Source organism: Yoonia sp. R2-816 (assembly GCF_046762905.1).
Classification (GTDB): Bacteria; Pseudomonadota; Alphaproteobacteria; order Rhodobacterales; family Rhodobacteraceae; genus Yoonia.
Genome location: NZ_JBKQXN010000177.1, coordinates 38,570 through 63,696 on the forward strand (window position 1 = coordinate 38,570; position 25,127 = coordinate 63,696).

The following is a 25,127-nucleotide window of genomic DNA, read 5'->3' on the forward strand; positions in this document are numbered from 1 at the left end:
GGCGACCCACGGTCTGTCCAAGATTGCGGATCGCCCGATCCTGATGTCAGGCTGATTGTGCCGGTGCCGTCAAAATGTGACAGTGCCCTGCGATCCGACGTCCGGCTTTTCCTCGGTCAGATTGGCCTTTGCGATTTCATACAGGAATTTCACGCCGCTCGTGTTGGTGACCGATACCTCACCACGCGCCGGGGTGAATTGCAGCAGGCAGACGTCAGGGTCATGCTGGCCACCTTCGAACCACGCATCTGAAACAAAGCTCCAGACTTCGTCCAGCGCTTCGCGGTCGACTGACCGGCGCAGGGTGCCTTCGACATCGGCGTAGAGACCCGAATCGGCGTCTGCCACAACAAATTGAGCGGTCTGATCACCCGTTTCAACGGCCTTTGCCAGATCGGTGCCTTTGGCGGTGATAAAGAAAATCTGGTCGCGATAGTCATCATCGACCTGCGGCGACATCGCGACGAGGCGTCCCTGCCCCTTTACCCCCAACATGCCCGCACGCACATCGTCGATCCGCTTCCAGAACTCTTTCTTCAGGTCAGTCATTATCGTCGTCCTTCTTCAGGTGGTTTGAAGGACAACGGGAAAGATGAGACGGCGTTCCATGGAAACGCGCTCGAAACCAAGAAACGAAGGTCAGAGCCTATCAGCGTACGCCACAAACAAGCGTTCTAAATGAGGAAAATGGTGTTTTAGCAATAGAAATTTTACAGATGACTGACAGGCGAAAGGCCATACCTTTCCAGCGGAAGTTTGTTGTTTTTCGCGAGACGCATCACCAGTTTACGTTGTCTTTTGTTTTCAGGAATTTGCGCGGCCGGCTCAGATATATAATCCTCATTTTTTAGCTCTGGAAAGAGTGAGAGGATCTCATCGCGTGCTGCTTTCGGGACAGATTTGAGCGCTTGAGGACCGGTAAAGAGACTTTCTGAAGGCGCCCCTTCTGCATATATAATTTCATGTTTGTCGAACAGCAAATGGATGTATTCGACCTCAGCTGCCACTTCGTCGATTTCCACACCGGGCAATCCAGTAAGCTTGATTGCTGAAACCAGTATGGCATCCAAACCAAACATACGTTCCGCGACTTCGGAGGACACCAGCATTCTATGCTGGCGCGAGACCAGCAAGTCGCGCGTCGGTAAGCCGGCACCAAGAGCGCAGGCTCGGATGCGAACCGGGCGAAGTTTTGGATTCTTCTTTAGCTCTTCGGCGTTGAGCCTGCGCTTCCCAATCCAACGGATAGTTTGATATCCGTTTTGCGCTGTCGAAACGGAGTCCCCCAAGTTGAGATCTTCGATCGCGATATCACCAGAAGCGGACATAATGCGGGTGCCGCGGGCGAAACAGACAACGTCGCCAGAGATATCGCCGATGCCGATAAACCCGGTGGGGGCGCCGCTGTCGCCAGCCTCAAATATCACTGAAATGGTTTCGACAGGGCCTCCGAAACTGACCGTGATCGAATCCGGGGCTCCTGGTCCTTCAATGCCTGTCGAAGTGTTACCTTCGGCCTCTACCGAATTGCCATCCTGGATGTGGTAAGATTCGAGATTGGAAAACATTACCGGTACGGGGGCACCGTCTTTGTCGAACGCGAGTATCGTGACCTTATCGTCAAATCCAGTTTCGTTGCTATCAAGATCGAGTATCTCGAAAGTGCCGTTTCTTATCGGTGTCGTGAAAGTTATATTGGATGTGACCGGTGCCGTTTCACCCGGAGATATAAAGAGGTTGCCACCGGCGAAGTTCGTGAAAAAAAACGCTGGATCAGACACGACCGTCAGATCAGTCGTATTGGCACCGTCAACAATCGTTGACGTGCCATTTGCCGAACCCAAGGTTGCCCAATCGAAAACAAATGGCATTTGTTTCTTCAACCCCCAATATATACGATGTGAAACTGTAAACCTAAACGTGCAGGATTGGAAGACTCAATGCCGATTGTCGTCATGCCAACAGAAACAGCGTTACGTTTAAAAGACAGGCTCCTAGCGCTTGGTCAGTGTCATGATGTCAAGATGTTCAGAGCGAATGATGTGGTGCTGGAGTTGCAATTCACCGATACCGAGAGAAAGCGTTTTGGCAATGCCACAGGACCTGCAATTGTTGTGGCAATCGAGGAGATATCAAACCTTACAGAGGTTATCCCATCGTCTGAAAATGGCGTCTTAAACTACATAGAAGTCAAGAACAGTCGTGCAATCGCGCGACTTGACCCGTTTTGTCAAACGTCCAGCACAACCGCCAACGGTTCGACCTGAGTTACTTTGCTATTCTTGTTCGCCGGTTTCGGCCTTGAGCGCCTCAAGGTCGGGTACGGTGATGTCGCGCCGGTCGTCAAAGGCGATCAGCCCATCCTTTTTCAGCGCGGACATCTGGCGGCTGACAGTTTCGATGGTCAGCCCAAGATAGTTCGCCATGGTTTCGCGGGTGATCGGCAGGGTAAATGTGGCCTGCGCCGTCTGCCCTGGTTTGAGCGAGGCCATCCGGGTCGCGATCATATGCAGGAGCGACGCGATCTTTTCCCGTGCCGTCTTGCGTCCGAGCACCAGCATCCATTCGCGGGCTGCGTCCAGTTCATCCAGCGTCATTTCCAGCAGGCGCTGGCCAACATGAGGCGTGTCCTCGATCATCCGTTCGAAGGGTTTACGCCGGAAACAGCACAGCATCACATCGGTTTCAGCCACCACATCGCAGTCAATCGTGTCGCGGTTCGGTCGCCCCATGAAATCGGCAGGCAGCAACAGCCCGACCATCTGCACCCGCCCGTCGGGCATTGTCCGCGTCAGGCTGGCCACGCCAGAGACAACCGAAGCCACAAATTCCAGCGGGTCACCGGCAAAGAAGATCGGCTGCCCAGCGGAGTAGGACCGGTAATATTTGATGCTTTCGAGGCTATTGAGCTCATCCGGTTCACATTTGGAACAGACCGCGTTGTAGCGGATCGGGCAATCCTCACAGGATTTGAGTTTTGGAACGGCAAGCGTCACGTATCTGTCCCCCTGCGATGTTGGTTGGCGCGAGTATTGCGTAGTTTTGCGCGGAATACCAAGGGTCTTCGCCCTGCACAATGTCGCAGGCTGTCGGCGGCCTATTGCCCTGCGATGGTTGAGAGTTCAGCCGCCGCCGCCTTGAGGCCATCAAGATGGGCAATCAGGTCCGCGATGGTGCGGCGCTGTTCAGGGGCATGGATCGACAGCGTCGACAGAAGCCTGCCGCGATTGTCCAGAATGGGCACCGCGACGGCGGTCATGCCCGACATGAACTCTTCATCGTCGGTCGAATATCCCTGCTCGCGGATGACGCCCAGCGCATCCTGCAGCTTCGCCGGGCTGGTTATGGTTTTGTCTGTCAGCTTGGTCAGGGTGTAGTTCTTGAGGAACCGTTCCAGATAATCGGGCCGTAGCGTGGACAGATACATCTTGCCGCTGGCGGTACAGTGAAACGGCACCTGCGTGCCCACCGGCAACTGGATGCGCAGCGGCCAATGGGTTTCGACCCGGTCGAGGTAAAACATCCCTTCGCGTTCGGGAACGGCGATATTGCAGGTCTCGCCCACCGTGGTCGCCAGGTTTTTCAGCACCGCCAGACGCACGGTGCGGACCCGTTCCGATGACAGCGTGTTGACCGCCAGCAGCCGCATGCGCCGCCCCGGGCTGTAGGACCGCCCGTCGATATCGCGTTGCAGGAACCCTTCGGCCTCTGCCGTGGCGAACAGCCGATGGATCGTGGGCTTGGGCAGCCCCAGCGCCTCGTTCACTGCCGATGGGGTCACAGGCACACCTGCCCTTGCCACTTCCTCCAGCAGCATAAGCAGCCGGAGGTTGGTGGGGATTTGCCCTGTAGTTTCGACAGTATCCTGGTCTGTCATCTACTCTCCGCTTTTATCTGTCCGGCAACAGGAACAACGCGGTTTCAGGAACAAAAGCCACGAGGAACCAAACGCTGATCAATGCTACAAGGTACGGCACCGTGTACTTCAGCAGCCGGAAGTAGGGAACACCCGTCACCCCGGATGCAACATAAAGGTTCAGGCCATAGGGCGGCGTGATGAAACCGATGGACGCACCCACAAGGAAGATCACCGAGAAATGGACCGGATCAATCGCGTCGGCCCCGAACAGTGCCGTTGATGTGACGATTGGCGCAAGGATGGGTGCCAGAATAATCGTGACCGGCAGGCTTTCGAGGATCATGCCCGAAACGAACACGATCACCATGGCGGTCAGCAGCACCGCTGTCGGCCCGCCCATTGAGGTCACAAAGTCACTGATGACCGACTGCGCCCCGAGCAGCGACAAGATCTGCTGCATCACGACCGAAATCGCGATCAGCGGGGCCAGAATGCCCGAGATCTGCGCGGAACGCACGACGATGGAGGGCACCTCTGGGAGCTTGAAACCCTCGACCGTGATCATTTCGGCCCAGCCCTTTTTCTCGATTGGTGTGTCGGCTCGCGTTCCCATCATCTTGTTCAGCGGATAGCTCAGCAATCCGGCAATGATGCAGAAGCCAACGGTGACGCCTGCCGCCTCGGTCGGGGAAAACTTGCCGGTGTAGATGCCCCAAAGCACCAGCCCGATGGCGAAGAAGCCAAGCCAGGCACCCAGTGCCGTTTTCAACACGCGGACCAGTTCCAGCGGGATCAGATAACCCCACCCATTGCGCCAGCAGATGATGAAGCAGGCCAGTTGCATACCCAGCACCATCAGCGTGCCGGGGATGATCCCTGCGATGAACAGATCCGAAATCGGCAGGTTCATCAGGAAGCCGTAGACGATGAAGATGATGGATGGCGGGATGATGATCCCGACCGTACCACCGGCAGCAGCCGTTGCGGCCGAGAACCGTTCGTCATACCCGCCCTTGACCATTTCCGGGTGCAACATTGACCCGATGGTGGCCGTGGTGGCGGAGTTGGAGCCGGAGATCGCAGCGAATAGACCGCAAGCCCCGAGGGACGCCATCGCCAAGCCGCCCCTGATCCAGCCCAGACAGGAATAGGCGAAGTCAGACAGCCGTCGCGCAATGCCTGATTTGTTGATCAGGTCACCAGTCAGAATAAAGAGCGGCATGGCCAGCAGGGCAAAGCCCTTGTTGAACACGTTCAGCAGCTCCGAGCCCAGATTGTCGAGCGTCAGACCCAGCACGAAGGAACAGCCGATGACCCAATAGGCGATGACCAGCAGCACTGGCACGCCCAGCATGAAAAATAATGTCACCCCGATCGAGATGAGTGTGACCCATGTTCCGGTATCCATTACACATCCCCCCCGATGACGGCTTGCTGGATCAGCGGCTCGCCACTGCGGTAGCGGGCGATATCATCGCCCAGGTTTTCGAAAACACGACCCGCCAGCATCACGAAGGCCAGGGGTATCGTTGCGATGAACCACCACTGCATCACATTGTCCGTGCCCAGCACGATCTGGAAGTTGGCTGCCGAATTGACTGTCAGCCGCAATGTCGTGGTCACCACGATCACCGACAGGCCAAGCCATAGGACGGAATCAAGGCAGAGGCAGGCCATTTGACCGGTCGGTCTCATGCGTGTGCGAAATTCGTTGAAACTAAGATGGGTGCGCAGGCGCACGTTATAGGCGGCCCCGAACCATGCCATGATCATGAACAGGAAGGGTGGGATCGTTGTCGACCATGGTTCCTGATCATTGAAGATGAACCGGTCGATCACACCCCAGAAGATGATGAAAGCGATGGCCAGATAGCTCCAGACCATGATGGATTTTTCCAGATGCCTATCGATAAAGGGGACATGCCGGTAGATAAACATCACCAGCAACCCACCCACGACAGTGACAAGCCCCCCAAACAGCCAGGCCGCATCCGTGCGCAATGCGGTGCGAATCATGAACGTATCCTGGTCCATCAACGCGCTGAAAATAGATAGAAAATCGCTCCACATGGATATGGCCTCCCCCGTCCATATCAGGCCGGTTTGCCCGGCTCGTCCGATAAAAAGGCCAGCCCAGTAGGTTGGGCTGGCCTTGATAGCTTAGGCGGTCATTACGCTTTCCACCACCGCCGAGGCTCGACATTTTCGGCCAGGGAGTGTGGGTTGTTGCGTACTTCGTCGTAGATCTCCTGGTAGGTGTCGATGCCACCGGCCCAGCCGTTGATCCGCTCGCGCCATTCTTCCCACAGGGCAGGCTGATATTCGGGCGAACACATTTCCTCGGCCTTCTTGATCTCATCATCCGACAGGTTGGCGATCCGCACGTTGTTCTGTGCAAAGATCGTCTCGGGCAGTTGCGGGGTCGAGAAGCCGACAGTGTTGACCAGTGCAGCCTCGTTTGCGGCCTGCACATGGACCTGTGTCAGATAAGCTGATTCCATCACGGCGTCCTGCAGATAGCCATCAAGGCTGTCAAAGACCGATGCATTCATCGCCGTATGTTCAGTACCGCAGAAGAAGCGCAGGTCGACGCACTGGCTGACCACGGGCGACATGTTGGCGTAGGCCACGGCGGACGCCCATGTTTCGGCCCCGTCGATCAGACCCTGCTTGAGCCCATCGAGCGTTTCTTCCCATGCAATCGGCACAGGGTTCAGGTTCAGCGCCTGCATCGCGATGCGGCCCAGCTGTGTGCCGGTGACGCGGTTCTTTGTGCCGGCAAGCTGTTCGACACTCGTCACCGTTTCACGGTCAGCCCAAGACAGACCCAATTGGATACCGCGCAGTTCGGCGTGGCTGAACAGGAATTTCAGACCGTGCATCTTTTCGAACGGATCACGCAGCACTTCCTGGCTTTTCGGGCTGTAGAGGAAGTAATACTGGTCAGCGCGGCTGCGGAACATATAGGCATAGTCCAGCACGTTCAGATAAGGCGCACCACCGGCAGAGTTCTGGGTGGAGGCGGAGTACATATCCACGATGCCCTGCTGGGTCTTTTCCACGCAGGACAATTGGTTGCAGATTGCGTTGTCACCGATGAATTCGACGCGGATTTCACCGTCTGTCCGGCTTTCCAGATCACGGGCGAATTCAAGAACCCCGGCGCGTTCGATTAGAAGGTTGCGTTCGTTAAAACCGGCTGCCCCCAGCTTGAGCGTGAACTTTGGTTCTTTCGCAAAGCGCTTTTCATAAGTCGATTCTGCGGCCCTCGCCAGGTTCGCAAGACTCATCGCCCCCCCGAATGTGCCCGCCGCCAAAAGCGTCGAACTCATCCCGTAAGTTCCTGCCACCTTGAATAAATCCCGCCGCGAAATACGGCTCAGGTTGTTGCTGACTTTCATGTTTTCCTCCCATGATGTCGATTATTGAGACTTTTAGTTTCAAAAAACACTAGTATAGTCCGGGCGTTCTGCATAGAGTTTTTTCACTTCGGGGGAGGAATAGAAGTGGAAGCCGATTTTATCGTCGTTGGCGCCGGTTCGGCGGGCTGCGTCCTGGCCAACCGGTTGAGCGCTGATCCCGCCAACAAAGTGATCCTGCTTGAGGCTGGTGGGCGCGACCTGAACCCGTGGATCCATATCCCTGTCGGTTACTTCAAGACGATCCACAATCCATCGGTCGACTGGTGCTATAAAACCGAGCCTGATCCGGGACTTAACGGTCGTTCCATCGAATGGCCGCGCGGCAAGGTGCTGGGTGGCTCATCATCGCTGAACGGGTTGCTTTATGTGCGCGGCCAACCGCAGGATTACGACCGCTGGCGCCAGATGGGTAATGCCGGTTGGGGCTGGGACGATGTGCTGCCCCTGTTCAAACGGGCCGAAAAGAACGAACGCGGCGCAGATGAATTTCACGGCGATCAGGGCCCGCTTTCGGTGTCGAATATGCGAATCCAGCGCCCGATTACCGATGCCTGGGTCGCCGCAGCACAGGCCGCAGGTTACAAGTTCAACCCCGATTACAACGGGGCCGAGCAGGAAGGTGTCGGGTTTTTCCAGCTGACATCGCGCAACGGGCGGCGGTGTAGTGCGGCTGTCGCCTATCTCAACCCGGTCAAATCCCGCGACAATCTGCAGATCATCACCCATGCGCAGGTCGACAAGGTTGTGATCGAAGGCAAGCGTGCGACCGGTGTCGTTTATACAGACCGCAGCGGCAACAAGCACACCGTCAAAGCGGGCAAGGAGGTGATCCTGTCTGGTGGCGCGATCAATTCCCCCCAGATCCTGATGCTGTCAGGTATTGGTGAAGCCGCGCAACTGACCGAACACGGGATCGAGGTGGTGCATGACCTGCCCGGCGTGGGCAAGAACCTGCAGGACCATCTGCAGGCGCGTCTGGTCTATAAATGCAACGAACCCACCCTGAATGATGAGGTCAGCTCACTTTGGGGGCAGGCCCGGATCGGTCTGAAATACCTGATGTTCCGGGCAGGCCCCATGACGATGGCCGCCAGCCTGGCCACAGGGTTCATGAAAACCCGTGAGGATGTGGAAACCCCGGATATCCAGTTCCATGTGCAGCCCCTGTCGGCAGAAAATCCGGGCAAAGGGGCCGACAAGTTCTCGGCCTTCACGATGTCTGTCTGCCAGTTGCGCCCCGAAAGCCGGGGCGAGATCAGGTTGCAAAGCAGCGATCCGCGCACCTATCCGAAGATCATCCCCAACTATCTGTCCACCGAAACCGATTGCCGGACTGTGGTTGCTGGCGTCAACATCGCGCGCACCATCGCCCGGCATGCGCCGCTCACCTCGAAGATTTCAGAAGAATTCCGGCCTTACAAAGACCTCGACATCAATGACTACGACGCGACGCTGGACTGGGCGCGTAGTAACACCGCGTCGATTTATCACCCGACGGGCACCTGCAAGATGGGTCAGGGCAAGGACGCCGTTGTTGATGACAGGCTGCGCGTGCACGGGATCGCCGGGCTTCGGGTCGCGGATTGCGCGATCATGCCGGAAATCGTTTCGGGCAATACCAACGCCCCCGCGATCATGATCGGGGAAAAGGCGTCTGATCTGATCCTGCAGGACATGTGACTGACGCCGCAAACTGTTGATCCGAACCTTCGTCCAAGGTAGGCAGTTGTTTGCGCCCGTCTGTCAAGTGCCGGATTCCGGCATGACAATCGCTGGTAATGTCAGTATGATTGCAATGTTTTCAAACGTCTGCACCAAAGGCGATAATTTATGAATGCTCCTTTTTCGCAAGAGACCCGCGCGGGTCGCCTGACGACTGCACTTGGCCCTGAAACCCTGGTCATGTTGCGTTTTGGCGGGTCTGACTATGTTAACAAGCTGTTCGAATACACTGTCGACGCGCTGAGCCCCGAACCTGATCTGGATTTTGACAAGCTGGTGGGTACCCATGCATCTGTCGAACTGGAAACCCAGAATCATGAACCTCGGGTCTTTGACGGGCTTGTGACGAATGCCAAATGGGCAGGTGTCGGCGAAAACGGGTTCCGCTATACGCTAACCTTGCGTCCCTGGCTTTGGGTGGCCAGCAAGCGCCGCAACCAGCGCATTTTTCACGAAAAGACGGTGGTGCAGATCCTTGACGAGCTGTTCGCCACCTATGGCGGCATGGGCAACCCGGCGGTCGATAACCGCCTGACCAAGAGTTACCCGGAGCTGGAATACACGGTGCAGTATCGCGAGAGCGATCTGGATTTCGCCACGCGGATGATGGAAAAATTCGGCATTTCATATCATTTCACCCATACGGTGGGTTCGCACACGCTGGTGCTGACGGACACGCTGGAACAGCATGACAGCGTGGCTGGTGAAGGCCGTCTCTACAAACCGTTCGAGGGTGCATCGCAGGCGGCGGAAGAACATTTCTGGGAATGGGCCCCGGAGCGCAACATGACCACGGGTGCGGTCCGGATGATCGACTACAACTTTAAGAATCCAACCGCATCGATGGAAGTGGAACATATGGGCGACGCGGCCTTTGCCCATGGTCAGATCGAAAGTTTCGATTTCCCCGGTGGATTTCAGGATGCCGGCGCCGGGAAAGAGGTCGCCGCGCTGCGCACGGCCCAGGAACGCGGGCGCGATGTGCGCCACCGTGCGGTTGGTGACTGCACCAGCCTTGGGGCGGGTATGAAGGTCGCGATCACCGGTGATCGCGTAAAGGGCGTGACCGGCAAGACATTTATCTGCCTCGCCGCGACCCATTCCTATGTCTCGGATTCCTATGGATCAGGCGGCGCCGAAAGCGACGGCATGGCCTATTCGGGGTCGTATGTGTTGATGCCCGACACCGCCCCACTGGCCCCGAAACGAAAGACGCAGCCCCCCGTCATTCAGGGCGCTCAGACCGCCATGGTCGTGGGCGAAGGCGAGATTGACTGCGACGAATTCGGGCGCATCCTTGTCCGGTTTCACTGGGACCTGAGCGGGGCAAAATCCATGCGATGCCGGGTGTCGCAGAACTGGGCCGGTGGCGGCTGGGGCGGCATGGTCATCCCCCGCATCGGGATGGAGGTCATCGTCCAGTTTCTGGAAGGTGACCCGGACAATCCGGTCGTCACCGGCTGTGTTTATAACCAGAAAAGCATGCCCAGCGCAGGCCTGCCCGCCGCCAAGACCCAAAGCGGGTTCCGCACCAATACCCATGGCGGCAGCGGCTATAACGAGATGATGTTCGAGGATGAGGCGGGCAAGGAAGAAATCCGTGTCCACGCGCAAAAGGACCTCAATCGAGAAATCCTGGACAACGAAACCACGTTCCTGCGCGACGGTAACCGCAAAGTCGAGCTGAAGACCGGGGACGAGCTGAAGATCCTGACTGCAGGCAACAAGACGACGAATGTTGTAGCAGGCGATATGACAGAAAACGTGGCAAAGACCCGCGCCGTTAAGGCCACGGTCGTGAAGGCGAACGCCAATGCGGGCGATGCCGGAAAGGGCGAAATCCTTTACACCGCCACCGACAAGATCACGCTGACCGTGGGCGCCAGTACCATCGAGTTGACCCCCACTGCGGTCGTGATCAAGCATGGCAGTTCGCAAATCCTGCTGAACGAAGGCTTCATCGATCAGGTCGCGGGCATGATCCATTTGAATAAAGATAGCGCTGGATAATCACATATGTACCACATGAACGAAGGCAGCATCGACCTGCCTGACAGCTGGAAAGATCAGACCATCAACATCATCGCCAGCGGCGGGACCGGCGCGGTGCCGGGCCTGTCATTTACCGTGACCCGCGATGATGTGCCCTGGGGGATGGAGTTTGATGAATATGTGACCGGTGAGATCGAAAAGGCCAGTGAGGCGCTGACCGATTTCACCATCATCAACCAAAGCGGCCTGCATATCTCGGGCCGTCAGGCAGTTGAGTTGGAATGCACATGGAACGCCAAGCAGGGTCCGATGCATCAGATCATCACAACGGTGAATGCGCCCGCCCATGCGATGGTGCTGACCGCCTCCATGCCCGGCAAGATGAGCGACACCCAGAAATCCGAGGTGCGCCGGATCACTGCCACTTTGCAACTGACCGAACCGGCGAGCTGATCCGATGGCGGGTGGCTTGCTGACAGGCATGACCATTGGGCAGGACGCAAGCCGTCACGCCCGGTCCGGCAGCAGCGTCACTGAATCCGCCCCGCGCGGCACCTTGCGCAGTGAGTTCGACCGCAGCGGATCGGAAATGTTCATCGACAACACGTTGAACGTGGTCGAAGGCGACACGTTCAACTACGTCGTCAGCGGCGGGATGATGGGATATGCCGCCGTGTCTGGTGGCATGGCGGCCTCAGCTGCTGGAACAAGCGTTGCTGCCGGGGCCCTGACCGCCGCCGCCCCAGTTGCTGTGGGCCTTGCCGCCGGGATTGCAGGCGGCATTGCGGGCGCATGGGTTGGCGACAAGCTGGGCCATGCGGTCATGGGTGATCTGCTGGGTTGGCAACGCCTGCCGGAGCAGGGCGAGATGCCCGCAACCATGGGGCACCCGATCGCCCATACCAGCCCATGGGCCACCCTGGGTGCGATTGCGCTTGGCGCGGTGGCGGCTGTTGCCGTCGGCGCCCTGATCGTGGCCAGCGGCGGCACCGCACTGATCGTGATTGCAGCCGCCGGTCTGGCGGCGGGTGCCGTGGCGGGTCTGGGGGCTGGCTTTGCCTCGGCCGCCGGTCAGTACGGCACGAACCAGGGCATCATCAGTTTTGGATCACCCAACGTCTTCTTCGAGGGCAAGCCGGTGGCCTTTGTCGGGGCGCCCGTACTTTGCAGCGTGCACAAGGTGATGGCGGTTGCCGAAGGGGCAGAAACCGTGGCCGTCAACGGGATGCCGATGTCTCGGATCGGCCACAAGACGACCTGTGCCGGGGTCATCAACGACGGCTGCAAATCCATCGCCATCGACATGGATACCAGTCCGATCGCGCTGGACATCGATGGCGGCTGGGCCCAGCGCTGGACCCGGATCGGGCTGGGTGTGCTGAACTTCCTGCCGATCCCGCGCGGGGGCAAGGCCCGCAACAACCGCAGCAACCCGCGCCCTAGACGATCGAACGCGACGCGGGACAACACCCCGCCCTGCACCCGCTGCGCCAGCGGGCGTGACCCTGTGGCCTATGCGACCGGCCAGTTCTTTGATCTGCGCACCGATATCGCGATCCCCGGCACGATCCCCTTGCAACTGACCCGGCTTTACCGGCGTGGCGCCACAGGGCAAATGGGCAAGGATTGGGTCAGCACATGGTCGCAGCATCTGGTGATCGATGATGAGACCACGACCTATTTCGATCCCGAGGGTCCCGGTGTCATCTTCCACACCCCCGACCCCGAGATCCTGAGTGACCATACCCGTTTTCCCCATCTGGAACTGATGGGGCGCAAGGATGGCGACATCTTTCTTTATAACCGGCGCGAACGGCTGTTTTACAAGTTTGCCCATCGGCATGACAACAAGGTCCTGCTGTCAGAGATCGAAGATCACAATGGCAACAAGATCACCTTCCTCTACCACGCAGAGAATCTTTACAAGGTCACCCACTCGGACGGCTTTGCTCTTGATATCAAATGCGAAAACGGGCTGATCCGGGCGGCATCGCTGATTGATCACGAACATGGTGACTGCAATTTCACCTGGGACTACACCGATGCGGGCCGGCTGAAAGAGGCGCGGTCGTCACAGTTTGGCACGCTGTTCTACAAATATGACGGTGAAGGCCGGGTTGTGGGCTGGTCCGATACCAAGGCGACCTCGGCCACTTACATCTATGGCAGCAATGACCGGATTGTTGAGGTCCAGACCTCTTCCGGGCAGGCGGGCGGCAAGCTGTCCTATGATTTGGAAAACCGGATCACCACGGAAACCAACACCTTTGGGCATAAGAGCTATCACCATTACAATGCCGATGGGCTGGTCTGGAAAGAGGTGGATGCCAACGGGGCGGAATGGCTGACCGAATGGGACAGCCAGTATAACCCTGTCGTCCGGATCGACCCGCTAGGGCACCGGTCGGAATACACCTATGACGATCTGGGCAACATCACCTCTGTCACTGACCCGGACGGGGCGGTGCTGTCGTGGACCTATGACGCCAACGGTTTGCTGACCGCGCGCACCGATGCGGCCGGGGCGACCGAGACCTTTCATTATGACGACAAGAGCAATCTGAAACGCATCACGGACGCGATGGGGGATGATGTGGCGTTTCGCCGGGGTGACCGGGGCGAGGTGCTGCGGATCGAGATGCCGGGCGGCGCGCAGGAACGGATCTATTACGATGAATTCATGCGCCCGCGCATGCGCACGAATGCCGATGGGCACGAAGAGCGGATGCGCTATGACCGCGAGGGTCGGCTGACCTTTGTCGAAGACGCCGCCGGGGCCGTCACGCGCTATGACGTCAAGCGCGGCCCGACCAACCCGCGCGGCGCCGTGCAGCGGATCAACATGCCGGACGACGCGACCATGCAGATGACATGGGACAGCGAAGGGCAGTTGGCCTCTGTCACCGATGGCGAAGGCAACACCCGCCATTTCGTCACCGGGGCCTTTGATCTGCCGACCGAGGTCACTGACCCGATGGGCAACACCATGCGGCTGGAACATGACAGCGAGATGCGGCTGACCGCTGTGATCAACGCATTGGGGGAACGGTACGAGTATCATTACGATGCTGCGGGCGGTCTGATCGCAGAGCGGGATTTCGGCGGTCTGACAACACGTTACATCCGCGATGTCGGCGGCCGGGTGACCCGCAAGATTGCCCCTGACGGGGTTGAGACACAGTATACCTACTCCCCACGAGGCGACCTGATCGAAATGCAGGTGATAGGGGCGGACGGGCCTGCCGTGACCCGGTTCACCTATGATCCGCGTGGCCTGATGACCATGGCGCAGAACGACATGGCCACGGTCGAATATGCCTATGACGCGCTGGGCCGGATCATAAGTGAAAAGGTGGACGGGCGCGAGATCAAGTCGGCATATGCCCCGGGATCAGGGCTGCGCACGCAGCGGGCAGGCGATGTCCTGCCGCTGACCACCGATTATACCCCTGCCGGTCTGCCTGCCCGGATCAGGATCGGGGATCATGCGCCCCTGTCCATGCAGCACGACGCGCGAGGGCTGGAAACCCTGCGCCAAAGTGCGACGGGCTTTGCGCTGGCCCAGGACTATACCGCCGCGGGTTTCCTGCGTACCCAGATGGCGGGACCAAGCGACGCGCTGCCCGGCCCTGGCGGGCTGTCAACACGCGGTGGCGGGCTGGTGCGCGCGCATCGCAGCTATGACTGGGACAAAGCCGGGCGGGCGATTTCCCAGATCGATGCCCATTGGGGCCAGACCCAGTTCAACTATGACAAACGCGGCCAGGTCGCCGCGACCCGCCAGATCGACCGGACCGGTGCCGAAGTTGCGCGCATGGGTTACAGCTATGACCCCGCCCGGAACCTGTCAGCCACGACCGATGCCAGCGGTTTCGCCCCGATCCAGCAGGCACCGGGGGGCCGTGTCAAATCGCGCGGCCGGACCTATTACATCCACGATGCCTGCGGACGTGTAATCGAAAAGCGGGTCGAAGAACCCGGCTTCCGCCCGCGCACCTGGCGCATGGCCTGGAACGGTGAAGACCGGCTGGTCCGCCTGTCCGCCCCCGACGGGTCGGTCTGGCACTATGGCTATGACGCGCTTGGGCGCCGTGTGCGGCGACTGAAGGTCGTGGCCGGACGGCGCGACGAAGAGATTGATCTGCAGCCGGGCGAAGGCCGGGCGTATCAGTGGGAAGGAAGCAGAATTGTTTCCAATGCGCCAATTTATGCAGACGGAACTATCGGTTGGTCCCATGCCGAGGATTGGATCTACGAACCTGGTCAATTCACGCCGATAGCCAAACGCTTGGGCGACGCTTTATTCTACGTGGTCGCCGACCATCTGGGCACACCGCGAGAACTCGTTTCTGAGGATGGACGTATCACCGCATGGCGGGCTTGTCACGAGCTGTGGGGAAAAGCTAGGCAGATCGATGTTTGGCAGACCGATGCCAAAGCCGAAAGCCCCATGGGTTGCAACATGCGGTTCCAGGGGCAGTGGTTCGATGAAGAGTCCGGACTACACTACAATCGAAACCGATACTACGATCCTGATGCTGGCCAGTACATTTCCCCTGACCCGTTGGGCATCGGTGGTGGAACTAGGCCACATGGCTATGTCCACGATCCCAACGGATGGGTCGACCCACTTGGTCTAAGTGGCTGCGGCCCAACTTGGGATCCAGGTCCGGCAACCGGCACCACAAAGATGCGAAGATGGAGGAACGCAGACGGTACAATTGCCGCTGAGCCAACGCCGCCTACCTTGCCAGCTACTCCAAAAACGTTGGATAGTCATCGGGGACCTCATATCCTCAACCGGCACAATTGGGCCGCGCGAACCAGTAAACCGGGCAAAACTCAGTTTCCCAAGAGTTGGAGCGACGACCGCATCTTACACAACATTCAAGATGTAAAGGACAATCCGACCTCAACGGGCGTTGGGGCACATGGAGCAACCTATTATCGGGGTCAACGTGACGGCGTGAATATTGAAGTCTACGACTATCCAGCTGGCCATACTCACGCTGGTAAAATATCTACCGGATATCCAGTACAATGAGTTTTACTTTGGAGCAGTCAGAAGTCTTTTTGACGGAAATATTGGATAAATACCCTATTCCACAGCCCGAGACTTTGGACGAAATAAGAAAGTTCTTGGGTGTGGGTGAAACAGAAATCGCGTTTGAAAGCGCAATGCTATGCTACATTCAGCAATCGACTGAGTTTGGTACAGAGGAAAGAAAGCTAATTCTAGAGCATGCCAAGTCGCTAAAGCTAGACGAAGAGACGATGTACTTGGACGACTTTTTTGATAAGCTGGTCATCTTTCTAAACATTACTTAGCAGACTCTGCCTCTTTGGAATTGAGCTGCCTACCAATGGGACAGCGACCAGATCGTCGCCGACGCACCCGTTTATGCAGATGGGTCATTCGCCTGGGAGGCGGCAGAGGCCTGGATCTACGAACCCAGCACCTTCCGGCCCATGGCAAAGCTGGCCGGGGATGACCTCTACTATGTGGTCACCGACCACATCGGCACCCCGCGCGAGATTTTCTCGGAAGACGGCAAGCGGCCGGTCTGGCGGGCAAAGTTCGGGCGGTGGGGCAACGAAGAAAAGATCGATATCTGGAAGGCCGAGGCCGCCTGCAACATTCGGTTCCAGGGGCAATGGGCAGATGAGGAAAGCGGGCTGCACTACAACCGGTTCCGGCACTATGACGCGGAGGCTGGGCAGTACCTGTCGAGGGATCCGATTGGGTTGCAAGGCGGTCCAAGACCTCAGGCGTATGTTGTCGGCCCAAATGGATGGGTCGACAGGCTTGGACTTGTAGGCTGTAGTAACATCAATTTCGACCAAATTCTTGACGGAAATATCAATGGTCGTGGTCAAGGGTCTGGAGGTCATTACACGAGATCTGGAAACGTAAGGGTGGTAGAATACACCGCTCCGGCAGATCGCAACGGCGTAAGGACCGGCGTGGTCGAGATGAGAGATCCTCAGACCGGTGGGTGGGACGATTGCATCCAAGTCGCCAGCCAGACTATTTACACCCAAGACGCCAACGTGTCCGCACGGGCTGCAAACCCTCGCTCATTCCCCCTCCGCGCCTCGATCACAGCCCCGGGGACCCTGCCGTCGCTGCACCATAAGATAAGGTCGATCCAGAACCCCCGCCTACAAATCGCGTTCATCGACGTGGAGGAATATCTACGAATGGATATTCCCACTGAACTGACACGGCATTCTCAATAACGCTGACGCGCAGTCTTAACGAGATTGTCGTCGGGCCATTGGAAATTTGTACCGACTGCCCACTGACACCACCGTTAGCCCCTTGAACCTATCAAGCAGTGTCGCCGCTTCCAGTATCATCACCGCACCCTCCTGCAATTCGGTTGTCCCGTTATAGGACCACTGACACGTGGCAATGGCAAACCGGCAGAGCGCTTTTGGGCGGCAAGCATGGCAGCGCGCACATCAGCCCCAGCGGTTGCGGATTGACGAAGAAACGACATAAACCATGGGCAATAGGTAACCGGTTGTAGTTGATCCCGGTCTCTGCATCTTCCCACTGCCCCTGAAACCGGATTGGGAAGTCCAATTGCGCGGTCAGCATTACATCAGGCGCGGTATTGCCTGCGGCACCCATGCTCACCGACCACGACCTATCGATCCGCCTTCAAGTGCGCATTCCGGCGGCGCACAACACGTCGCCACATCCGAATGTCAGTTTTGCTTCATTACGTGTTCCAGAAAAATATTACACGATATCAGCCATAAAGACGTCACCTTCTATGGTGCGGAAAGGATCGCCGACTTCAAGCAGATCCCCACGATAGAAGCCGTCATCTCCGGAATCCGTTGGATTGTATCCAATTGATAGCACGGGCACGTCCGATAGATGGTCCGCTAGTCGTGCAGACCCATTAGTTTTTTCGATAGATACGCGTTTTAGCGTTTGAGGGAGGCTGTCCCAGTATTGGTGCGCTGGCCCCTCGAAGGCGAAGTCGTTTAGTAAAGGGCATTGCGTCAATGCAGTAAAAGACCAACCTTTCTTGCGGGACCACAATGCTAGTGTTTGAAGTTGTTGAAATCGGTTAATGTGGTCGAGACACTGCGGGGCGGCGCCAGCTACGAACAGCGTTTTTAGTCCGGGGCTCTCACAGGTGTCCAGGTGTCCGCAGCCCGCCGTCAGTTGCAATCCATGTAGTTGCGCAAGCCCTCCTAATGTCGTCTTCTGCATCTTGCCTACAGTCAGAAAAGACAGCTTGGGCACGACATTGCCTAGTGGGCGCTTTGGCCCGGCACCCTCGAGCATCAGCGCCGTCAAATTGGGTAGTTTGGAAAGGTAATTTAACCCGTCGTCGTCGTAGTCCCCCAGACTTAAATGCGTAAGTCTCCTACCCAGATCGCCCACTTCAATCAGTGGTATGATGGCATTCATGTCTCCAGCTATACCGTTCACGCCATGTTTGAGCAGCTGCTCGGTATGGGAGCTAAAACCTCTAGCATTGCCTTGCGCTTCAATCGTGGCTCCGGCCCTCGCCGCCGCCGGATCATCAAATATGGACCATCAATCGCATCAGTTGCGAAGTCGCGTTCGTAAATATGAAAAAGGATACTGTCAACTTCATGTATGGCATTGAGAGGCTGCGCGATCACGGAAGTATAAGAAATCGGGGCCAAGATTCAGCTCTTCGTGGGTCAAAGCATCTGCGATACCCCACCAATAATTCACCATACCGTTGGGCCCGTCGCGTGTCGTCAGGTCAGGAAACTCTCGACACAAACCTGCGGCTATCTGAGCCGATGATGCGGCATCAAGATCCTGCGACAGGATCAGGGCCAGGAAACGACGATACACCTTAACGAACTGCATCATTTCGGGCGCGACATAGGTGATCTCGTCTATACGCCGGGTTTCCATATCAAATGCCAAGTGAAGAATTCCGTTAGGGCTTCGTAGAAAGCATTCTGTACGTCCGATACCAAATACTTCTCCAGTGTGTCCGGCGAATTCAATCTGCGCGCATTCTTCCCAAAACTCAGCGAAGTGAAGTCCCAAACGCGGCATATCCCAGAGCCCTGCCAAAGGTTTCCGTTCTGGTGCATTGATCAGTTCAACGGAAGCGGCCAGATCGGCGATGGTTTTGTTGGATATCGAAACTAATTGACCCGAATCTAAAATTACCAATCCATCAATTACTTCAAGCCGCTTGGTGGCATCTAGTATCGTCATCTTACCTTCCTGCAGTTTGGTTGTCCCGGTATCGGAGCGCTCACACGCGGCAAAGATAATCCTGCAGAACGTGATTGTGCGGCAAGCATTGCTGAACGGGCATCTGCTCGAGCGGTTGCTGACTCACGATAAGGGACAATATAGGAAACGACGCTGCTGAGTGGTTGGAGCGATTCTGCACATGAAAAGCACGGCTGCCGTTCAGTTAGCAAACCAGTCGGAAGCCCATTACGCATCTGACCCATTAGTTGCATTTCGGAGTGGCCCATTCTGCCATCAGCGCTGATACTACGACAGATAATTATCTCGGTACATTTAGTCCGACTATTTGTGATGCGCATGGCCGCATAATTATTGCTGGCACCCATATTTCCGTCAGCGCGACGCGCCGCCAATATGGCGCGACCCAGACTGGAATTGTATGTTCCAGTTGGCTGAAGGCCAAGTACGTCGATATATATCGTCGGGGCATCGACATATCCAAAGAGAGTAAGACCACCGGACAGTCCCATCGGATCTGGCGCAAGATAACCTGCCGACCCAGGGTCGTAATACCTGAATCGATTGTAATAGAGCCCGGTTTCCGCGTCTTCCCATTGGCCCTGGAATCGGATCGGGACGTCCAGTTGCGCCGTCAGCATCACATCAGAGGCGGTGTTGCCCGCGGCGCTGCCCATGCGCACAGACCACAGCCGGTCGATCCGCCCCCATGTGCGCATCCCGGCGGCCCAAAGTACATCGCCGCTTTCGGATACCAGTTCACGGGGCGTGCCAAGGTGGTCGCATACCACATAGGCCAGTTGCCCCGCCTCCAACCGTGCCAGCGGGATGAAGCTGTTCGGTTCATGGATCCAGTGAACGGTACGCGTGATATCATCGGCGGTCGTGACAACTTCTCTGGCTACAACATCGCCATCCCACAGGAAATCGTAGCGGCGGCCTTTGATCCAAGTGATCTGCGTCACATCACGCGTCCCATCACGCGTGCTGCGAGTCCACTCTTGTTTCCACAGACGCCGGGCGAACGGATCATAACTATAGGTCCAGCGCGCACCATCGGGCGTATATGCGGTGGTCAACCGGTTCAGACCGTTCCATTCGAAATGCCAGACCTGGGGACGGAACCCATCTCTCAGGACCTGTCGTTCGATTACGCGGCCCTTCGGGTCATAGGTTAGGCGGATCGTCTCACCGTCTGGTCCGCGCGCCTGCGTAACCCGCCCATCGGGCGCGCGGTGCCAGCCTGCGAGTTGTGCTGCGATCTTACCTGCCTGTGACAGTGCAGGACTTTGCGTCGCGCTGGCATTCACATTCATGCGGCCATCATAGGCGAACTGTTCGATCGTGCCGTCCTGCCGCGCGGCATCGGTGATCTGTCCGTTCGCATCATAGCTATATTTCGTATCGCCCCATAGCTGATCTTTAATCGCTGTTGGTTCGAGCGCTGCGCTCCAGTCATAACTGCGCCCTAATCCGATGCGGCGCTGTTCGCCTGTCCCGTCAGGCACGAGGATTGATGATTTGATCCGCTGATCTACTAAAAGCCCCAGCGCATTAAAGCGCTGCATTAGCGCGAAGCCCTGAGATGACTGCCGCGAGGCCTCATTGCCCAAGGCGTCATGACTGATCTCAAGCCCCTCATGGCCATCAACAGTCATGCCATTCAGTCTGCCAGCCGGATCATAACTGAACGTAACGGATTGCCCGTCTATCTGTCGGCGTACCCGCTGCCCACAACAATCATAGAGGTTTTCAATACGCGTGCCGTTGACGGTTTCGGTGATAACCTGCCCATTTTCGTCTCGTTCAAAGCTGACTGTGGCATCGGCGTTACGCACTTCGGCCAGCAACCCGCGATCGTCATATTCATATTCCGTCACCAGCGGGTCTTGCCCCGGGGGCGTCACCGCCTCTTTCAGCATCAGTCCGGACTTATCCAGCTTTAGCCGATGCACCGTACCGTCGGGATATGTCGTGCCGATCAGTTGGTCCGCATCGTCGTAATCATATGTGATCTCAGCCCCACCAAAATCAACCTCACGCACGATCCGGCCTCGTCCGTCCCGCTCAAAGCGCCAAACTTGCCCGGCTTGATTTTCGACTTCAGCCAGTTCCTCAGCATGATCATAGCGAAACCGTAACGTCCCGCCCTTGGGGTCGCGAACCTCCTCAACCTTGCCGAAACCATCGACCAGATACGTCGTGGCTCTGCCTTGCCCGTCAATCTGGCGTAATTCGCGACGCAGTTTGGCAACCTCTGCTCTTGCGACGGTTTCGCCACCGATCCGCACCGTCGTTGGTGTCCAGAAATCCTGCCCGGTCTGCGGTGCATATTCGTAGGCATGTGTTACATCTTCGCCGGCCAGAACCCGGATCAATCGACCAAAGGCGTCGCGTTCATATGTCGACTGCCGCCCGTCGAAATCAATCAGCTCACGCAGCCAGTGATTTTCATCATAGGAAAGAAACCGGATCATACCATCATGGCGACAAACGCCCGTAGGCTGGCCGACCTGGTTGACCTTGATATCGGTCGTGTAACCGAGCGCATCGGTGGTACCAATCAGGTTGCCGTTCTCGTCGTAATCAGCCTCCCACGCCGCGCCGCTGGGATCGATAGCAAACTCCATCTGCCCATCTTCGGTCCAACGGAAGTCCGAGATACGCCCCTCTGCGTCCTCAATAGATGCAACGTTGCCCATTGGATCATATTTGAAATGCGTCCGATGACCATTGCCATCCTGCGTGGCGGCGATGTTGTTGTCATCGTCATAATAGGTGCGGATAAATCGACCCGAGATGTGCGCCTCTGCAAAAACGCCGCCGTCCCCTTTGTAATAGATCAGTTCGGTGCGGTCGGGGTCGCCACCCGGAATGTGGCGAGTTATGCGTAGGTCAGGGTCGTAATCGAAACGAGTGCCATCGTAAGGGCCATTGGTTTTTTCGGCAATGCAACGCCCTTCTGAGTCGAACTCATAATGCGCTTCATACTGGTCGTTCTTGCGGAACCAGACTCGGCGATGTTTGTCGTCATAGGCGTACTCGTGCCTGTCGCCAAATGGGCATTCGGCCAGCACCATGTTATCTTGCGCGTCATAGGCATAGCGCATGACCGTCACACGGTTGCCATCCGTGCCCAGCAAATCGACCTGCAGACGCAATCCACGGTTGGTGTCGTTGGTCATTTCGAGCCGCAGCCCCTCTGGCAGATCAATCGCGGTCAGCAGCCCGTCATCGTCACGCTCAAATTCCAACCGTACGCCATTGCGGTTCTCCATTGCGGTCATGTGCCATTGGCCGGGACCGCATTTCGTGAAATGGCGGACTATCCCTTCTTCGCGCACCATGAAAGTTCGATCATGACCAGCTGCGATTTCCATGACGCGAATATGGTCACCAACGTTCCAGACCCCGGGAATTGGTGTGGGCCGATCGAAGTCGATGTGAAACCCCGCGCCATCGCGATAGCGCAGCTTGCCCTTTTCTATGCGCTCCAACGAGGCATCAAGATCGCTGACACGGCCCCATCCCAGCACTGACCGCTGGTCGATATCGCTTTGATAGGTGCTGGTGATTGTCACAGTAAACAGCCCCGGCACCCCGAAAAGTGGATCAGCCTGTTGAACAGCACCAGTATCCAGGAATACCGGGTTTGACCCCGTTCGACGGCAACGGCGCTGATTGCGGCGGCGGCGGCGGCCCCTGATGCGTTCTTGCACCCTGCGGCGCGCGGCCGCGCGTTGAGCTCGGCTGGCACCGCGTACCAACCGTCTGCCCCTGCCAAGTCTTCGCAGCTGTCCGCCGGGAATCATATCAAGCGGTGTTATCTCAAAAATATCCCAACCTGATGCCCTGGCCATGTAATCGTCATGATAGTGGCGCCAGGTTTCAAGTCGTTGTTGGCCCGTCTGCTGGTCCATCGGGATGAAAACACCCGAACCGTTTCCAAATGGACCAGCGCTGTTTTCGACGTAATCACCAAAGGAGCCGGTAAAGTCGTGATTGTTCAGCGCGTCCAGTTCGGTTTGGGCGATGACGCCGTCTGCTTGGGCATGACGCACGTCATCCATGATCTGAGCACGGGCTTCAGGGTCTGTCGTCGCATTGAACTCTTCTTGCAAAGCGCGGATTTCGGCATTTGCTTCTTCCACTTCCTGCTCGAGTTCAGCGCGCAGTTCCTCTTCGGTGACCTCTGGCGCGCCAGCGCCAGAAATCTCTTCGCCCATGGCATTATCGCCATCGATCGAAGTCGGGGTGCCACCGCTATTGGCAGTTGTTGGATCTACAGTACCGTCGTCCGGCGCGCCGTCTTGCATTATCTGATCCGCCTAGTGGTGCTTCACTGGTTTCTTGAACTTGACCCGACGCGGTTCTTTTGGACCGGCGCTGGCGGCGTTGATCCAAGACGGATCACCATTGCGCACCACAGCCCAGCCTTCGGAAAAAACTGTCGCGCTGCCTTTCTTGGCGTGGGCATAACCTTTGTAACCGGCATCCTTGACCCCCTTTCCAACTCCTGGTTCATGCCCCGTGACAAGTCGCGTGCGGGTGTTCAGGTTGAAATCATGCTTGCCATTGTTGCGTACCGTTTTTGCAGTGCGGATCGAGGGGGCAAGCGTCACCATCGTGACGTAAGGCACCGGCACCATTGATGATCCAACCGGCGTCTTGCAGACGTCCGGACCCTTGGTCACCATGATGTTCGCGCCGTCCTTGCGCGCTGAAATCGGAATGCTCATGCGATCACCTCTTCACCTATTTCTTCGTCGAATTGCGGTATCTCGGCATCCTCTTCGGGGATGTACTGTGCTACATCATGAGGGTGGGGCGGCGCATACAGATCGCTGAGTTGCATGTTGGTTTTCCTGCCACCCAATACGATCCCCTTGACCGACAACCGATCAAAGACCAATCGCAGCACTGTATAGGCGCGCATATCGTTGCTGTGGGCTGCGTCGATATCCAGATGCACCGTGTCCAGCATCATTGCGGTTGGCACAACGCGGTTTCCCATCTCAAGATAAGCAACAATCGGGGGGTAGGGCAGGCTAACCTCCCATGTGCCTTTGGTGGGGTGCATATGCGTCATGGTCAACCGCACCCCCGCACCCATGGACAGGTCGCAGGTCATCCCTTCGGATGCTGCGTTGTGGAAGGCAAAGTCGTAATCCGCTGGATAGCCGGGCCAGACATTGTCTTCCCAAGCTTTGTCATAGGTGCCACCCCGGGGCCTGCGCGGTAGCCAAGCGGCCTGAAGCGGGCCGAATCCTGCCGGGGGCAATGTGGTATAGGGATCTTGTAGGTTTTGATCGGCCAGCAGGATTTGCGGTGCAGGCAGCGGATGTTCAGCCGATGTATGTTTACGGTCAGCCCACCCACAGCCGACCGGATTGTATTCCCAGGCCTTCAGGATCGGCGCGCTTTCGTCATCTTCTCCCTGCGGGATCACGCCGCCAAACGCCTTGTCATACCGCAGATCAACCGCCGCAGCTTTTGTAGGTGCAGACAGTTTCCAGCCATGCCAGCGGGGTATCCACTGCCTTGGCCCAGTGATGGTTAACTTCTTGTCGATCAAGGTTGCGTTATTGATATCGTCGACAACACGCAGCTGTGCGTGCCATTCGGTTGCCGGTTGCCCGCCCGGTGGATAGGTCGTGGCATTCAGAATGATATCGGTTTGTGGTTTGTAAGGCACCAGATCAGAGGCGTATAGCGGCGGAGAGCTGTTTGGCGCGTCCGCAAACTGATCAGTAAAGTGAAAAGGTTCCTGTTCCTCTGAGAGTGTGCAGTCGCCATTTTCGCTGATATCCCACGCCACCTTGACCATGAAGACACCAAATTCGCGCCCTTGAGCATCCCAGTTTGCAAACTGCATGTTAGGAAAGGGGGTAAAGTTACGCAGCTC

Annotated in this window: 20 protein-coding genes; 7 read left to right on the forward strand and 13 right to left on the reverse strand. The window is 57.2% G+C overall.

Annotated features, from left to right (window positions below):
- Positions 1-69: 69 nt before the first annotated feature.
- On the reverse strand, positions 70-549 hold the full coding sequence (locus tag ACFWW2_RS07070; RefSeq protein WP_393927148.1) for a pyridoxamine 5'-phosphate oxidase family protein: 480 nt from the start codon (positions 547-549) through the stop codon (positions 70-72).
- Between the two features lie 161 nt (positions 550-710).
- The gene (locus ACFWW2_RS07075) at positions 711-1,871 is read right to left on the reverse strand and encodes a Hint domain-containing protein (RefSeq protein ID WP_393927149.1); all 1,161 of its coding nucleotides are present in this window, start codon (positions 1,869-1,871) and stop codon (positions 711-713) included.
- Between the two features lie 69 nt (positions 1,872-1,940).
- Between ACFWW2_RS07075 and ACFWW2_RS07080 the strand changes: the two genes are divergently transcribed.
- A complete protein-coding gene (locus ACFWW2_RS07080) occupies positions 1,941-2,267 on the forward strand; it encodes a hypothetical protein (protein WP_393927150.1) in 327 nt (108 codons plus the stop codon).
- A 9-nt stretch (positions 2,268-2,276) separates the two neighbouring features.
- Here the strand turns inward: ACFWW2_RS07080 and fnrL are convergent, their stop codons facing one another.
- The 5 genes from fnrL to ACFWW2_RS07105 all read right to left on the reverse strand — a co-directional run bounded on the left by fnrL (position 2,277) and on the right by ACFWW2_RS07105 (position 7,260).
- Positions 2,277-2,996: a transcriptional regulator FnrL gene (gene fnrL / locus ACFWW2_RS07085; protein WP_393927151.1), complete on the reverse strand. Its 720-nt coding sequence runs from the start codon at positions 2,994-2,996 to the stop codon at positions 2,277-2,279.
- A gap of 101 nt (positions 2,997-3,097) precedes the next feature.
- On the reverse strand, positions 3,098-3,877 hold the full coding sequence (locus ACFWW2_RS07090) for an IclR family transcriptional regulator (protein WP_393927153.1): 780 nt from the start codon (positions 3,875-3,877) through the stop codon (positions 3,098-3,100).
- A gap of 13 nt (positions 3,878-3,890) precedes the next feature.
- Positions 3,891-5,267 carry a TRAP transporter large permease gene (locus ACFWW2_RS07095; protein WP_393927154.1) on the reverse strand — a complete coding sequence of 459 codons (1,377 nt, stop codon included), beginning with the start codon at positions 5,265-5,267 and terminating at the stop codon, positions 3,891-3,893.
- Entirely contained in the window at positions 5,267-5,875 is a 609-nt protein-coding gene (locus tag ACFWW2_RS07100) for a TRAP transporter small permease (protein WP_393927155.1), read from the reverse strand. The genes ACFWW2_RS07095 and ACFWW2_RS07100 overlap by 1 nt, the downstream gene beginning before the upstream one ends.
- A 155-nt stretch (positions 5,876-6,030) precedes the next feature.
- Complete coding sequence (locus ACFWW2_RS07105; RefSeq protein WP_393927156.1) at positions 6,031-7,260, reverse strand: TRAP transporter substrate-binding protein; 1,230 nt, start codon at positions 7,258-7,260, stop codon at positions 6,031-6,033.
- Between the two features lie 105 nt (positions 7,261-7,365).
- On the opposite strand from ACFWW2_RS07105, the gene ACFWW2_RS07110 reads away from it, so the two are divergent.
- From ACFWW2_RS07110 to ACFWW2_RS07135, 6 genes are all read left to right on the forward strand, one after another.
- Positions 7,366-8,961, forward strand: coding sequence for a GMC family oxidoreductase (locus ACFWW2_RS07110; protein WP_393927157.1), 1,596 nt, complete (start codon positions 7,366-7,368; stop codon positions 8,959-8,961).
- 150 nt (positions 8,962-9,111) lie between these two features.
- Positions 9,112-11,013, forward strand: a complete 1,902-nt coding sequence (locus ACFWW2_RS07115) for a type VI secretion system Vgr family protein (protein ID WP_393927158.1) — start codon at positions 9,112-9,114, stop codon at positions 11,011-11,013.
- 6 nt (positions 11,014-11,019) lie between these two features.
- Entirely contained in the window at positions 11,020-11,448 is a 429-nt protein-coding gene (locus ACFWW2_RS07120; RefSeq protein WP_393927159.1) for a DcrB-related protein, read from the forward strand.
- 4 nt (positions 11,449-11,452) lie between these two features.
- Positions 11,453-16,039: an RHS repeat-associated core domain-containing protein gene (locus tag ACFWW2_RS07125; protein ID WP_393927160.1), complete on the forward strand. Its 4,587-nt coding sequence runs from the start codon at positions 11,453-11,455 to the stop codon at positions 16,037-16,039.
- Positions 16,036-16,323, forward strand: coding sequence for a hypothetical protein (locus ACFWW2_RS07130; RefSeq protein WP_393927161.1), 288 nt, complete (start codon positions 16,036-16,038; stop codon positions 16,321-16,323). Before ACFWW2_RS07125 ends, ACFWW2_RS07130 begins: the two co-directional genes overlap by 4 nt.
- A 141-nt stretch (positions 16,324-16,464) precedes the next feature.
- Complete coding sequence (locus tag ACFWW2_RS07135; RefSeq protein WP_393927162.1) at positions 16,465-17,235, forward strand: RHS repeat-associated core domain-containing protein; 771 nt, start codon at positions 16,465-16,467, stop codon at positions 17,233-17,235.
- Between the two features lie 151 nt (positions 17,236-17,386).
- On the opposite strand, the gene ACFWW2_RS07140 is transcribed toward ACFWW2_RS07135, so the two are convergent.
- The 6 genes from ACFWW2_RS07140 to ACFWW2_RS07165 form a co-directional block, all read right to left on the reverse strand.
- A complete protein-coding gene (locus tag ACFWW2_RS07140; RefSeq protein ID WP_393927163.1) occupies positions 17,387-17,632 on the reverse strand; it encodes a hypothetical protein in 246 nt (81 codons plus the stop codon).
- Positions 17,633-17,743: 111 nt separating this feature from the next.
- On the reverse strand, positions 17,744-18,427 hold the full coding sequence (locus tag ACFWW2_RS07145; protein WP_393927164.1) for a hypothetical protein: 684 nt from the start codon (positions 18,425-18,427) through the stop codon (positions 17,744-17,746).
- A 186-nt stretch (positions 18,428-18,613) separates the two neighbouring features.
- Positions 18,614-19,222 carry a hypothetical protein gene (locus ACFWW2_RS07150; RefSeq protein WP_393927165.1) on the reverse strand — a complete coding sequence of 203 codons (609 nt, stop codon included), beginning with the start codon at positions 19,220-19,222 and terminating at the stop codon, positions 18,614-18,616.
- Complete coding sequence (locus tag ACFWW2_RS07155) at positions 19,219-23,538, reverse strand: RHS repeat-associated core domain-containing protein (RefSeq protein WP_393927166.1); 4,320 nt, start codon at positions 23,536-23,538, stop codon at positions 19,219-19,221. Before ACFWW2_RS07155 ends, ACFWW2_RS07150 begins: the two co-directional genes overlap by 4 nt.
- A gap of 12 nt (positions 23,539-23,550) precedes the next feature.
- A complete protein-coding gene (locus ACFWW2_RS07160) occupies positions 23,551-23,961 on the reverse strand; it encodes a DUF4150 domain-containing protein (protein ID WP_393927167.1) in 411 nt (136 codons plus the stop codon).
- Positions 23,958-25,097, reverse strand: coding sequence for a DUF2169 domain-containing protein (locus ACFWW2_RS07165; RefSeq protein WP_393927168.1), 1,140 nt, complete (start codon positions 25,095-25,097; stop codon positions 23,958-23,960). The genes ACFWW2_RS07160 and ACFWW2_RS07165 overlap by 4 nt, the downstream gene beginning before the upstream one ends.
- Between the last annotated feature and the right edge of the window lie 30 nt (positions 25,098-25,127).